Source organism: Pseudomonas sp. EggHat1, assembly GCF_014892995.1.
In the GTDB taxonomy this organism is placed as follows: Bacteria; Pseudomonadota; Gammaproteobacteria; order Pseudomonadales; family Pseudomonadaceae; genus Aquipseudomonas; species Aquipseudomonas chaetocerotis.
The window spans coordinates 43,858-56,164 of record NZ_JACKQK010000020.1 but is presented as its reverse complement, the minus strand read 5'-3'; the positions used below and the strand labels follow the sequence as shown (position 1 = coordinate 56,164).

At 61.8% G+C, this 12,307-nt stretch carries 13 protein-coding genes; 7 read left to right on the top strand and 6 right to left on the bottom strand.

Features of this window, described 5'->3' with window-relative positions:
* Positions 1-87: 87 nt before the first annotated feature.
* The 7 genes from INS93_RS23035 to INS93_RS23005 all read left to right on the top strand — a co-directional run bounded on the left by INS93_RS23035 (position 88) and on the right by INS93_RS23005 (position 4,337).
* The gene (locus INS93_RS23035) at positions 88-756 is read left to right on the top strand and encodes a Bax inhibitor-1/YccA family protein (RefSeq protein WP_160018101.1); all 669 of its coding nucleotides are present in this window, start codon (positions 88-90) and stop codon (positions 754-756) included.
* Positions 757-890: 134 nt separating this feature from the next.
* The gene (gene tusD, locus INS93_RS23030; protein WP_192985670.1) at positions 891-1,283 is read left to right on the top strand and encodes a sulfurtransferase complex subunit TusD; all 393 of its coding nucleotides are present in this window, start codon (positions 891-893) and stop codon (positions 1,281-1,283) included.
* Complete coding sequence (gene tusC, locus INS93_RS23025; protein WP_192985669.1) at positions 1,283-1,642, top strand: sulfurtransferase complex subunit TusC; 360 nt, start codon at positions 1,283-1,285, stop codon at positions 1,640-1,642. The genes tusD and tusC overlap by 1 nt, the downstream gene beginning before the upstream one ends.
* Positions 1,642-1,941 carry a sulfurtransferase complex subunit TusB gene (gene tusB / locus INS93_RS23020; protein WP_192985668.1) on the top strand — a complete coding sequence of 100 codons (300 nt, stop codon included), beginning with the start codon at positions 1,642-1,644 and terminating at the stop codon, positions 1,939-1,941. The genes tusC and tusB overlap by 1 nt, the downstream gene beginning before the upstream one ends.
* Entirely contained in the window at positions 1,938-2,273 is a 336-nt protein-coding gene (locus INS93_RS23015; protein WP_160018105.1) for a TusE/DsrC/DsvC family sulfur relay protein, read from the top strand. The genes tusB and INS93_RS23015 overlap by 4 nt, the downstream gene beginning before the upstream one ends.
* Complete coding sequence (locus INS93_RS23010; protein ID WP_192985667.1) at positions 2,270-3,265, top strand: glycosyl transferase family protein; 996 nt, start codon at positions 2,270-2,272, stop codon at positions 3,263-3,265. Before INS93_RS23015 ends, INS93_RS23010 begins: the two co-directional genes overlap by 4 nt.
* A gap of 73 nt (positions 3,266-3,338) precedes the next feature.
* Positions 3,339-4,337 carry a glutathione S-transferase family protein gene (locus tag INS93_RS23005; RefSeq protein WP_192985666.1) on the top strand — a complete coding sequence of 333 codons (999 nt, stop codon included), beginning with the start codon at positions 3,339-3,341 and terminating at the stop codon, positions 4,335-4,337.
* A gap of 53 nt (positions 4,338-4,390) precedes the next feature.
* Here INS93_RS23005 and cysG read toward each other — a convergent pair whose 3' ends face one another.
* The 6 genes from cysG to ftsK all read right to left on the bottom strand — a co-directional run bounded on the left by cysG (position 4,391) and on the right by ftsK (position 12,168).
* Complete coding sequence (cysG, locus tag INS93_RS23000; protein WP_192985665.1) at positions 4,391-5,779, bottom strand: siroheme synthase CysG; 1,389 nt, start codon at positions 5,777-5,779, stop codon at positions 4,391-4,393.
* A 165-nt stretch (positions 5,780-5,944) separates the two neighbouring features.
* Positions 5,945-7,225 carry a serine--tRNA ligase gene (gene serS / locus INS93_RS22995; protein ID WP_192985664.1) on the bottom strand — a complete coding sequence of 427 codons (1,281 nt, stop codon included), beginning with the start codon at positions 7,223-7,225 and terminating at the stop codon, positions 5,945-5,947.
* Between the two features lie 79 nt (positions 7,226-7,304).
* Positions 7,305-7,685, bottom strand: coding sequence for a fluoride efflux transporter CrcB (crcB, locus tag INS93_RS22990; RefSeq protein ID WP_192985663.1), 381 nt, complete (start codon positions 7,683-7,685; stop codon positions 7,305-7,307).
* Entirely contained in the window at positions 7,685-9,007 is a 1,323-nt protein-coding gene (locus INS93_RS22985) for a replication-associated recombination protein A (protein WP_192985662.1), read from the bottom strand. The genes crcB and INS93_RS22985 overlap by 1 nt, the downstream gene beginning before the upstream one ends.
* 3 nt (positions 9,008-9,010) lie before the next feature.
* Positions 9,011-9,637 carry an outer membrane lipoprotein chaperone LolA gene (gene lolA, locus INS93_RS22980; protein ID WP_192985661.1) on the bottom strand — a complete coding sequence of 209 codons (627 nt, stop codon included), beginning with the start codon at positions 9,635-9,637 and terminating at the stop codon, positions 9,011-9,013.
* Between the two features lie 125 nt (positions 9,638-9,762).
* Positions 9,763-12,168: a DNA translocase FtsK gene (ftsK, locus tag INS93_RS22975; RefSeq protein ID WP_420707349.1), complete on the bottom strand. Its 2,406-nt coding sequence runs from the start codon at positions 12,166-12,168 to the stop codon at positions 9,763-9,765.
* Between the last annotated feature and the right edge of the window lie 139 nt (positions 12,169-12,307).

The window sequence follows — 12,307 nt, the reverse complement described above, 5'->3', positions numbered from 1 at the left end:
TCAAACTCTAAGTCTTGGCAGGCAATCCTGCTCTGTTATGATCCGATGCATCTAGATTTAAAGCCTCATAGCCACAGGAGCGTCGCCATGCAAGAGCGAGATTATGCACTCAACCATTCTCAGGTTGAGCAACAGGAAGTCAGCAGCGTTCTGCGCAATACCTACGGCCTACTGGCCATCACCCTGGCCTTCAGCGGTCTGGTTGCCTTCATCTCGCAGCGCGCCAACGTTCCTTACCCGAACATCTTCGTTGTGCTGATCGGCTTCTACGGTCTGTTCTTCCTCACTGCCAAGCTGCGCAACTCTTCGTGGGGCCTGCTTTCTACTCTCGCGCTGACCGGTTTCATGGGTTACACCCTGGGCCCGATCCTCAATCGCTACCTGGGCATGGCGAACGGCGCTGAAGTCATCAGCTCCGCCTTTGCCATGACCGCGCTGGTGTTCTTCGGCCTGTCTGCCTACGTGCTGACCACCCGCAAGGACATGAGCTTCCTCAGCGGCTTCATCACTGCAGGCTTCTTCGTCCTGCTGGGCGCCGTGGTTGCCAGCTTCTTCTTCCAGATCAGCGGCTTGCAACTGGCGATCAGTGCTGGCTTCGTGCTGTTCTCCTCGGCCTGCATCCTGTTCCAGACCAGCGCCATCATCCATGGTGGTGAGCGCAACTACATCATGGCAACCATCAGCCTGTACGTATCGATCTACAACCTGTTCGTCAGCCTGCTGCAGATCTTCGGCATCATGGGCGGCGACGACTGATAGCTTTCGTCCCCCTTCAAGCCCGCTTCGGCGGGCTTTTTCTTGTGCGCCTGTCTGCCTCCGCTGCAGTGATTCTTTGTTTACCAGCGGTCCTGGTCTTATCATTGGCATAGTTTTGCCTCGCCGGAAACGCCATGAAGTTTGCCATTGCCCTCTTCGCCGCCCCTCATCAGCCGGCCTCCCGCCGCGCCCTGCGCTTTGCCCAGGCGACATTGGCCGGCGGCCACGAAATCGTTCGCCTGTTCTTCTATCAGGACGGCGTGCACAGCGCTGCGAGCAACGTGGTCAGCCCTCAGGACGAGCTGGATCTACCCATGGAGTGGCGCGAGTTCGTCAGCGCCAACGGGCTGGACGCCGTGGTCTGTATTGCCGCTGCCCTGCGTCGCGGCGTGCTCAATGCCGAAGAAGCACAGCGCTATGCCAGGCCGGCTGCCAACCTCGGAGCTCCCTGGGAGCTATCCGGGTTAGGCCAACTGCATGAAGCGGCGCAACAGGCCGACCGACTGATCTGCTTCGGAGGCCAATAGTGAGCAAGTCCCTGCTGATCATCAGCCGCCAACCACCCTGGAGTGGCCCCGGCGCGCGCGAAGCGCTGGATATTGCCCTCGCCGGCGGCGCCTTCGACCTGCCAATCGGCATGCTGTTTCTCGACGACGGCGTATTCCAGCTGAGCAACTCCCAGCAACCTGGTGCGCTACAGCAGAAAGACCTTGGCGCGAATCTACAGGCTCTGCCGATGTTCGGCGTAGAACGTCTGTACGCCAGCCAACGCAGCCTGGCCGAGCGCGGCCTGAGCGATGCCGAACTGAACCTGGCGGTAGAGCGACTGGACGACAGCGCGCTGACCACCCTACTCGATCATTATGACCAGGTGATCACCCTCTGATGGCCACCCTGCACATGCTTTCCCATTCACCGTTTGCCGATAGCCGTCTGGCCAGCTGCCTGCGCCTGCTGGGCAATGCTGATGCCATACTGCTCAGCGGCGATGCGGTCTACGCGCTACAACCCGGCACAGCCAACCTGCAGGCGCTGCAATTGATGCCCGCCAGCGTTGCGCTATACGCCCTGGACGAAGATCTCACTGCCCGCGGCCTGCAGGCGCCCGAGCGCGCACAGGTCGTGGACTATCCAGGGTTCGTCGAGCTATGCACCCGCTACGCCAAGGTCAACAGCTGGTTATGAGCACGCTCAACGTCGCCGGACGTGAAATTGCCCTGGACAAGGACGGCTACCTGATCGACTTGCAGGATTGGTCACGCCCCGTAGCCGAGGCGCTGGCCGCAGCGGAAGCGTTGCAGCTGAGTGACGAGCACTGGGAAGTTCTCGAACTGCTGCGAGCCTTCTACGCCGAGTTTCAGCTATCGCCGGCCAACCGTCCGCTGATCAAGTACGCCGCCCTGAAATTGGGCACGGACAAAGGCAACAGCCTGCACCTCAATCGCCTGTTCAAGGGCACGCCCGCCAAACTCGCCGCCAAGCTAGCCGGCCTGCCGAAACCGACCAATTGCCTATGAACCTGATCACACCCGCCGAACACCCCTTCGCTCAATTCGTGCGTATTCTCGGCAAGGGTAAGCGCGGCGCACGCGGCCTGACTCGCGAGGAAGCCCGCGAAGCCATGGGCATGTTGCTCGCTGGCAAGGTCGAGGACACCCAGCTAGGTGCCTTTCTGATGCTGCTGCGGCACAAGGAAGAAAGCGCCGAGGAACTTGCCGGTTTCACCGAAGCCATCCGCTCCAGGCTCTCTGCCCCCGCCATCCAGGTCGACCTGGACTGGCCCAGCTATGCCGGCAAGAAACGCCACCTGCCCTGGTATCTGCTGGCGGCCAAGGCGCTGGCCGCCAGCGGCGTGCGCATCTTCATGCACGGCGGCGGCGCCCATACCGCAGGTCGTATGTATACCGAGCAATTGCTGGAGCAGCTGGATATCCCCAGCAGCGACGACTGGCAGGCAGTGGATGCAGCGCTCGCCAGGCGCAACCTGACCTACAGCTACCTGGGCAACTGGATGCCGGCGCTGCAACGCATGATCGACCTGCGTAACACCCTGGGCTTGCGCTCGCCTATCCATTCCCTGGCCCGCGTGATCAACCCGCTCGGCGCCCGCTGCGGGCTGCAGAGCATCTTCCACCCCGGTTATCAGGCCGTGCACCGCGAAGCCAGTCGCCTGCTGGGTGACCGCGTCATCGTGATCAAGGGTGAAGGCGGCGAGATCGAGGTCAATCCGGACGGAGCGTGCCATCTCCATGGCACCCTCGATGGCGAGGACTGGGACGAAGAATGGCCTGCGCTGTCAGCGCAGCGCCATGTCAAACCAGAACGACTCGACCCGGCCGTGTTGGGCGCATTCTGGCGCGGCGAGCACGATGATCCCTACGGTCGCCTGGCAGTGATCGCCACGATGGCCGTCGCATTGCGTGGCCTGGGTTTGGCCCGTGAAGAAGCGTTCCAGCAGGCCCAGCAGTACTGGGATGCACGCCTTCAATCTAGCCAGCCGATTATTTAAGCCAGCTTTTTCCACCGTTCAATCGAGTTCATGACGTTAGACTCCGGATTCACTCAAAACGGAGGCAAACGTCATGGGCTTGTTGATCGATGGACGCTGGCACGACCAGTGGTACAACACCGGCAACAGCGGCCGCTTCCAGCGCGAAAGCGCACAACGCCGCAACTGGGTAACCGCCGACGGCAGCACCGGGCCAAGTGGTGACGGCGGCTTCAAAGCCGAGGCCGGGCGTTATCACCTGTACGTCTCGCTGGCCTGCCCCTGGGCTCACCGCACCCTTATCCTGCGCAAGCTCAAAGGCCTCGAATCGCTGATCGATGTATCCGTGGTGAGCTGGCTGATGCGCGAACAGGGCTGGACCTTCGATCGCAACTTCGGCTCCAGCGGTGACCACCTCGACAACCTGAACTACATGCATCAGCGCTACACCGCCGATGATCGTCATTACACCGGCCGCGTCACTGTGCCCGTGCTATGGGACAAGCAGACTGGCGGTATCGTCAGTAACGAGTCGGCGGAAATCATCCGCATGTTCAACAGCGCATTCGATAGCCTCACCGGCAACGGCCTGGACTTCTACCCCGAGCCGCTACGCGAGCGCATCGACCAGCTCAATGAGCGCATCTATCCGGCGGTGAACAACGGCGTTTACCGCGCAGGCTTTGCCACCACCCAGGAAGCCTATGAAGAGGCCTTCGACGAGCTGTTCGCCATGCTCGATGAACTGGATGCGCTGTTGGGAGAGAATCGCTATCTGGCCGGCGAATACCTGACCGAAGCGGACATTCGCCTGTTCACCACGTTGATCCGCTTCGATGCCGTCTATCACGGGCACTTCAAATGTAACCTGCGACGCATCGAGGACTACCCGAACCTGTCCAACTGGCTACGCGAGCTGTACCAGTGGCCAGGCATCGCCGAGACGGTGGACTTCACCCACATCAAATCGCACTACTACGCCAGCCATGCCACCATAAACCCGACTGGCGTGGTTCCCAAAGGGCCGCAGCAGGATTTCACTCGCGCGCATGATCGCCAGCACCTGCCGGGTAAAGGTGTGTTTCAGCACTAGAGTGACGGCGGATGATGGCTGAAGCCCGATAACGAGGCTTCAGCCACAACGCGTCAGATGCGGTTCTGGGCGCCTTCGAACCAGGCCAGCTTGTCACGCAGGGTGACCACCTCCCCGACGATTACCAGCGTGGGCGCATGCACGTCGTGCTCCGCCACCAGTTGCGGCAAGGTTTCCAAGGTGCCGGTAAAAACCCGCTGATTCTGCGTGGTGCCTTGCTGCACCAGTGCCGCAGGCGTAGTGCCTGAACGGCCGTGAGCGATCAGCTGCTCGCAGATTCCCGGCAGGCCAACCAATCCCATGTAGAACACCAGTGTTTGCCCTGGCGCCACCAGGTCTTGCCACGGCAGGTTGCTGCTACCGTCCTTGAGGTGACCGGTGACGAAACGCACTGACTGCGCATGATCGCGATGGGTCAACGGGATGCCGGCATAGGCCGCGCAACCGGACGCAGCGGTGATGCCCGGCACTACCTGGAAGGGAATATCTTCCGCCGCCAGTTGCTCGATCTCCTCACCACCACGACCGAAGATGAACGGATCGCCGCCCTTCAGACGCAGCACACGCTTGCCCTGGCGGGCCAGGTCGATCAGCAACTGGTTGATCTGCTCCTGCGGCACGGCGTGATCGGAGCGGCGCTTGCCGACATAGATACGCTCAGCATCACGACGGCACAGCTCGATGATGGCGGGCGCTACCAGGCGGTCGTACAACACCACATCGGCTTGCTGCATCAGACGCAGGGCGCGGAACGTCAGCAGATCGGGATCGCCCGGCCCGGCACCGACCAGATAGACCTCGCCCAGCGCACGTGGCGCTGCGCCAGCCAGACGCTCCTCCAGCAAGCGCTCGCCCTCCTCCGGCTTGCCGGCAAACACGCTCTCGGCGATCTGCCCCTGGAAGACGTCTTCCCAGAACACGCGGCGCTGCTGCACATCGGGAAACAGCTGCTTGACCCGCTCACGGAAGCGCTTGCCCAGATTGGCCAATTGGCCGTAGGTAGCCGGAATCCAGGTTTCGATCTTGGCGCGGATCAGCCGTGCCAGCACCGGTGCATCGCCGCCACTGCTGACCGCGACGATCAAGGGCGAACGATCGACGATGGCCGGAAAGATCACGCTGCACAGCGCCGGCGCATCCACCACGTTGACGGGAATGCCCAGCGCCTGGGCCTCGGCAGAAATCTGTGCATTGAGCGGCACGTCATCAGTCGCGGCAATGACCAGGGCAATGCCCTGCAAATCGCTGCTCGCGTAGCCACGCAGGAAGATGCCGCCAGGGCCGGCCAGCTCCTGCAGCTCGCCACGGATCTCCGGGGCGACCACGCGCAAAACAGCACCAGCGTCGCTCAGCAGGCGCGCCTTGCGCAGCGCGACCTCACCACCGCCAATCACCAGTACCAGACGACCCTGCAGCTTGTGGAACAGCGGAAGGAATTGCATAAATCAGCCTCGAATGAGGTGGGAAGGCAAACGACGGGCTCGTAGGGTGCGCCATGCGCACCGAACCAGGCTGAAAGACCTTGGTGCGCACAGCGCACCCTACGCCCATCGCCAGGCGCGCCGCCTGTAAACGGGGCAGCCGCACTACCCCGCTTTAGTACCGGCTCAGCCGATCACTTCGATGCCGCCCATATAAGGCTTCAGAACCTCGGGCACGCGGATGCTGCCGTCGGCCTGCTGGTAATTCTCCAGTACCGCCACCAAGGTACGGCCGACCGCCAGGCCGGAGCCGTTGAGCGTATGCAGCAGCTCCGGCTTGCCGGTTTCCGGGTTGCGGTAGCGCGCCTGCATGCGGCGCGCCTGGAAGTCGCCGCAGTTGGAGCAGGAAGAAATCTCACGGTACTTGTCCTGGCTCGGCACCCAGACTTCCAGGTCATAAGTCTTCACCGCGGAGAAGCCCATATCACCGGTGCACAGGGCCAGCTTGCGATACGGCAGCTCCAGCAGTTGCAGCACGCGCTCGGCGTTTGCGGTCATGCCTTCCAGGGCCTCGAAGGACTGGGACGGCTCGACGATCTGCACCATCTCGACCTTGTCGAATTGGTGCTGGCGGATCATGCCGCGCGTATCGCGACCGGATGCACCCGCCTCACTGCGGAAGCACGGTGTGTGGGCGACGAACTTCAGCGGCAGCTGTTTGGCATCGAGAATTTCGCCGGCGACGATATTGGTCAGCGAGACCTCGGCAGTCGGGATCAGGTACAGATCGGCCTGGTCTTCACGGCCAATCTTGAACAGGTCTTCCTCGAACTTAGGCAACTGACCGGTGCCCTGCAGCGCCGGAGCTTGGACCAGGTACGGCGTGTAGACCTCTTCGTAACCGTGCTCGCCGGTGTGCAGGTTGATCATGAACTGCGCCAGGGCGCGATGCAGGCGGGCGATGGGGCCGCGCAACAGAGCAAAGCGTGCCCCGGAAAGCTTGGCAGCGGTCTCGAAGTCCAGCCAGCCGTGTTGCTCGCCCAGCGCGACGTGGTCCTTGATCTCGAAATCGAAGCTGCGCGGAGTACCCCAGCGCGCCACCTCGACGTTGTCGTCTTCATCCGCGCCGACCGGCACGGACTCGTGCGGCAGGTTGGGGATGTTCAGCAGCAGGTTGTCCAGTTCGTTCTGGATCGCGTCCAGCTCGCGCTTGCCGGCTTCCAGGTCGCTGCCCATCTGATCGACTTCCGCCAGCAACGGAGCGATATCTTCGCCGCGCGCCTTGGCCTGGCCGATGGACTTGGAACGGCTGTTGCGCTCGGCCTGCAGTTGCTCGGTGCGGACCTGCACCGACTTGCGCTGACTCTCCAGGGCCTCGAAGCGGGCGACGTCAAGGGCGAAGCCGCGGGTGGCGAGGCGCTCGGCGATTTCGGTGAGTTGCGTGCGGACAAGTTTGGAATCGAGCATGTTCGGGTCTCAATACATCGACGAAAAAAGTTGCGGCCACCAGCGTGACGCGGGTCGCCGAGTGTAAAGCTTTAGCGGGTCAGGATGCCAATCGGGCCAGGCTCAGACCAGCCCAGGCGGCCAGCAGCCCCCCCATGATACTGAGTGCCAGGTAGCCGAGCGCCTCAGGGGCGCGACCGCCCTCCATCAGCTTCATGATTTCCAGGCTGAAAGACGAAAAGGTGGTGAAGCCCCCCAGAACGCCAGTGATCAGTCCGGTACGCAGCTCCAGCGGCAGGTCGGTACGGGTGAGGAACAGACCGGACAGCAGACCAATCAGCAGGCACCCGATGATGTTTACCGCAAAGGTGCCCAGGTAGAAATGCCGGGGCCAGTTGCCCGCTACCCAGCTGGCAACCAGAAAGCGCATAACCGAACCAGCCGCGCCCCCCACAGCTACGGCAAGCGCCACACGAATCATCACGTTCTCCTCTGCTTAGGACTATTGGCGTCCAGACTACGCAGATGTTGCAATTTGTCGCGAATCTTCAACTCCAGGCCGCGTGGCACCGGGTCGTAATACTGACGCGGCTGCAGACTCTCCGGAAAATAATCCTCACCTGCGGCGTAAGCATCCGGCTCATCATGGGCGTAGCGGTATTCATCGCCGTAACCGAGTTGCTTCATCAGCTTGGTCGGAGCGTTGCGCAGGTGCAGCGGCACTTCCTGCGAACCCTGCTCAGCGGCATCACGCATGGCAGCCTTGAAGGCCATATACACCGCGTTGCTCTTCGGTGCGCAGGCCAGATAGACGATGGCCTGGGCGACGGCCAACTCGCCTTCCGGACTGCCCAGGCGCTCCTGCACGTCCCAGGCATTGAGGCACAAGGTCAGTGCGCGCGGATCGGCGTTGCCGATGTCCTCGCTGGCCATGCGCACCACACGGCGGGCGATGTACAGCGGGTCGCAGCCACCGTCGAGCATGCGTGCATACCAATACAGTGCGCCATCCGGGCTGGAGCCGCGTACCGACTTGTGCAGCGCGGAGATCTGGTCGTAAAAAGCCTCGCCACCCTTGTCGAAGCGACGCCGGCTATCGCCCAACAGGTTCTGCAGCAACTCCACGCCGATCTCGCCATTGTCCTCGGCAAGATCGGCGGCGTTCTCGAGAAAGTTGAGCAAGCGCCGGCCGTCGCCATCAGCAGCGGCCAGAAGAATCTGAAAGGCCTCGTCTGGCAGGCCGAGATGACGTTCGCCCAGGCCTTTCGGGTCGGTTAACGCGCGATTGACCAGTTTGCGCATGGCGGCTTCGTCGAGGCTCTTGAGCACGTAGACACGCGCACGCGACAGCAGTGCATTGTTCAGCTCGAATGAAGGGTTCTCGGTGGTGGCACCGATGAAGATCAGCGTGCCGTCTTCCACATAGGGCAGGAAGGCGTCCTGCTGGCTCTTGTTGAAGCGATGCACTTCGTCGACGAAGAGAATCGTGCGACGACCATATTGCGCAGCGTGCTGCTGGGCGACCTCGACCGCCTGACGAATCTCCTTGACCCCAGAAAGCACGGCGGAAATGGTTTCGAAATGCGCGTCGGTTACCTTGGCCAGCAGCCGCGCCAGGGTGGTCTTGCCCACCCCTGGCGGCCCCCAGAAGATCATCGAGTGCAAAGCCCCCTGCTCCAGCGCCTCACGCAACGGCTTGCCCGGCGCCAGCACGTGCTCCTGTCCGACGTATTCGTCCAGGCTGGTAGCACGTAAACGCGCAGCCAGGGGCTGCGCGACGGGTTGGCGACCGAACAGATCCACGCCTTACTCCTGGATGACGTCCGCGCCTTCCGGAATGTCGAAGGTGAACAGATGGTCTTCGACCGGCTCGTTCATCTTCACATTCAGGAAAAGGATGTTGGTGCGCTGGCCAATGCTGTCGATCAGTTGCATGTCGTTGAGGACGCGATTGCGGAACGACAGACGCAGGCTGTCGAACAAGCTGGCCTTGGCCTTGGGCTTGAGAATGAAGTCGACCACACTACCGCCTTCCTTGTAGTCGATCTCGAAGTTTTCGCGGATCTGCGAGACATCGCCAGAGAGCAACAACGCCGGGGTGTGGGTCAGGCGCTGATCGAGCGTCTGAATAGTGACCTGCTCCAGATCCGGATCGTAAAGCCAGACCTTCTCGCCATTGGAAACCAGCAATTGCTCCATGGGCTGGTCGGTGTGCCAACGGAACATGCCCGGACGCTTGAGCGCCAGTTGCCCTGAGGTTTCCTGCAGTTGAGTGCCGCTGGCGTCGAGGGTCAGCTGAGAGAAGCGCGCACTGATGGTTTGCGCCTGGCTGAGCAATTCGCTCAAGCGCTTGGTGGCCGCCTCTTCATCAGCCTGGGCGGTCAGCAGGGTAAAGCTCAAAGCAGCCAGCATCAGCAGGCGAATAACACGCATATAAACCCCTTGAGTCCGTATGAGAATGGCGAGGCGACTCCGTACCTCGCACTGCTCGGCAGCACCTTGGCTGCCGTGAATCCTGTAGACCGCGAATTCAGCGGTTTATCCACGAGGCGTAACACTCAGTCGCGGGATGAACCGGGTGCAAGCACCTCGCGAGATCCGTTGGTATTCATCGAGCTGACCACGCCAGCCATTTCCATCGCCTCGATCATCCGCGCGGCACGGTTGTAGCCGATCTTCAGCTTGCGCTGTACGGCGGAAATGGAAGCGCGACGGCTTTCCAGCACGAAGTTGACCGCTTCGTCGTACAACGGGTCTTCCTCGCTGCCCTCGCCGCCTTCACCACTGCCACCTTCGAAGCTGCCGCCACCCTCTTCGGCGCCGGCGAGAATGTCTTCGTTGTAATCCGGCGCACCGCGCAGCTTCCAGGCTTCGACCACGCGATGTACTTCATCGTCCGAGACGAAGGCGCCGTGAACACGAATGGGCAAGCTGGTACCCGGCGGCATGTAGAGCATGTCACCGTGACCGAGCAGCTGCTCGGCGCCACCCTGGTCGATGATGGTGCGCGAGTCGATCTTGCTCGACACCTGGAACGCCATACGGGTCGGGATGTTGGCCTTGATCAGACCCGTGATAACGTCCACGGATGGGCGCTGGGTGGCGAGAATCAGGTGAATACCCGCCGCACGCGCCTTCTGGGCGATACGGGCAATCAGCTCTTCGACCTTCTTGCCGACGATCATCATCATGTCGGCGAATTCGTCGACCACCACGACGATGGTCGGCAGAGGTTTGAGCAAGGGAGCTTCGTCGTCCATGCTTTCGCGGCGGAACAACGGATCAGTCAACGGCTCACCGGCCTCGATGGCGTCCTTGACCTTGCGGTTGAAGCCCGCCAGGTTGCGCACGCCCATTTTCGACATCAGCTTGTAGCGCCGCTCCATCTCGGCAACGCTCCAGCGCAGGGCGTTGGCCGCTTCCTTCATGTCGGTGACAACCGGGCAAAGCAGGTGCGGAATGCCTTCGTAGATCGACAACTCGAGCATTTTCGGGTCGATCATGATCAGCTTGGCGTCTTCCGGGCTCGACTTGAACAGAATCGACAGAATCATCGCGTTCACGCCCACCGACTTACCGGAACCGGTGGTACCCGCCACCAGTAGGTGCGGCATCTTGGCCAGATCGGTGATCACCGGTTTACCGCCAATGTCGTGCCCCAGCGCCAGGGTGACTGGCGACTTGGCATCGTCATATTCGGGCGTCGACAGCACTTCCGAGAAGCGCACGATCTGACGGTTCTCGTTGGGAATCTCGATACCGACAGTGGTCTTGCCCGGAATGACCTCCACGACCCGCACGCTGGTCACCGCCAGCGAACGCGCCAGGTCCTTGGCCAGGTTGGCAATGCGGCTGACCTTGACCCCGGCGGCCGGCTGGATTTCGTAGCGCGTGATCACCGGGCCCGGATGGATCGAGTCCACCGCGACCTCGACACCGAACTCCTTGAGCTTGATTTCCAGAAGGTGGCCGACGCCCTTGAGCGACTCAGGCGAGTACTCGACCTTCTTGGCCTCCGCCGGGTCGAGCAGGGAAATCGGCGGCAAGGTGCCTTCCACCGCGCTGTCGACGAACAGTGGCGCCTGCTTTTCCTTCTGCACGCGCTTGCTCGGCTCTGGCGCCTTGGCCACTGGCGGCGGCGCAATTACCGGCGCTGGACGTTTCTCGCGCTCGCTCATGTGCTTGCTCAGCGACTCTTCGCGTTCGAGCAGACGCTCCTTGACCTTGGCCTGCTCACGACGATCCGACACCACTGGCGCAGCCACCTCGGTGACCCGTTCGTCCAGCTCGCGCAGCTGAATCTTCATCTGTTTGCGCTCGCTACGGGCATTCCACCAGCCAGTGATGGCGCTATGAATCAGCTCGATCAGGTCGAGGGTGATCTTGCCGGTCAGATCCATCACGCGGAACCAGGACAGGTCGGTGAACACAGTCAGACCGAACAGGAACAGCGCCAGGAATAACAGCGTACTGCCCTGTACGTTCAGCGCATGCACGGCCAGATCGCCCAGGCTGGCACCGAGCATGCCGCCACCGGAGCCCTGCATGCCAGCGGCCGCTGCAAAATGAATATCGCCAAGCGCAGCACCGGAAAGAATCAGGAAGACCAGGCCGATGCTGTGCCAGGAAAACAGCCAGCCGTTCCAGTGCCAGGGTTGATTGCGGGTGCGAAACACCTGCCAGGTCTTGGCGGCCAGCAGGAGCGGGAAGATGTAGGCGAAGTAACCCAGCGCGCCGAACAGTGCGCTGGAGAGCCAGGCGCCAATGCTGCCGCCGGCGTTGATGATGCGCTCGACCTGCACACTGTTGTCCCAGGCCGGGTCGGCGATGTTATAGGTCAACAGTGCCATCAGCAGGTACAGGCACAGAGCGCCCAGGGCGATCAATGCGCCTTCCTTCAGTCGATACTGAAGCTTCTGACGCCAGTCGGTAATCTGGGTGGTGGAATTCTTCAAAACAGCCATTTCCTGCGCCCTTGGCGCGTCCATCTGATGGTTAACCGCGAAGCGGCCTATTGTAGGGCCAGCCTGACGCCCAGGCCAATTGCCAAGCTCCCGCACCCACCCCGCTTCGGTGTAGCATAGCCGCCAGCAGCTTCCATGC

What these genes read in the sequence shown, in the direction of transcription:
- INS93_RS23035 (WP_160018101.1), top strand. Translation starts at nt 88, where the DNA reads ATGCAAGAGCGAGATTATGCACTCAACCATTCTCAGGTTGAGCAACAG.
- tusD (WP_192985670.1), top strand. Translation starts at nt 891, where the DNA reads ATGAAGTTTGCCATTGCCCTCTTCGCCGCCCCTCATCAGCCGGCCTCC.
- tusB (WP_192985668.1), top strand. Translation starts at nt 1,642, where the DNA reads ATGGCCACCCTGCACATGCTTTCCCATTCACCGTTTGCCGATAGCCGT.
- INS93_RS23015 (WP_160018105.1), top strand. Translation starts at nt 1,938, where the DNA reads ATGAGCACGCTCAACGTCGCCGGACGTGAAATTGCCCTGGACAAGGAC.
- INS93_RS23010 (WP_192985667.1), top strand. Translation starts at nt 2,270, where the DNA reads ATGAACCTGATCACACCCGCCGAACACCCCTTCGCTCAATTCGTGCGT.
- INS93_RS23005 (WP_192985666.1), top strand. Translation starts at nt 3,339, where the DNA reads ATGGGCTTGTTGATCGATGGACGCTGGCACGACCAGTGGTACAACACC.
- cysG (WP_192985665.1), bottom strand. Translation starts at nt 5,779, where the DNA reads ATGCAATTCCTTCCGCTGTTCCACAAGCTGCAGGGTCGTCTGGTACTG.
- serS (WP_192985664.1), bottom strand. Translation starts at nt 7,225, where the DNA reads ATGCTCGATTCCAAACTTGTCCGCACGCAACTCACCGAAATCGCCGAG.
- crcB (WP_192985663.1), bottom strand. Translation starts at nt 7,685, where the DNA reads ATGATTCGTGTGGCGCTTGCCGTAGCTGTGGGGGGCGCGGCTGGTTCG.
- lolA (WP_192985661.1), bottom strand. Translation starts at nt 9,637, where the DNA reads ATGCGTGTTATTCGCCTGCTGATGCTGGCTGCTTTGAGCTTTACCCTG.
- ftsK (WP_420707349.1), bottom strand. Translation starts at nt 12,168, where the DNA reads ATGGCTGTTTTGAAGAATTCCACCACCCAGATTACCGACTGGCGTCAG.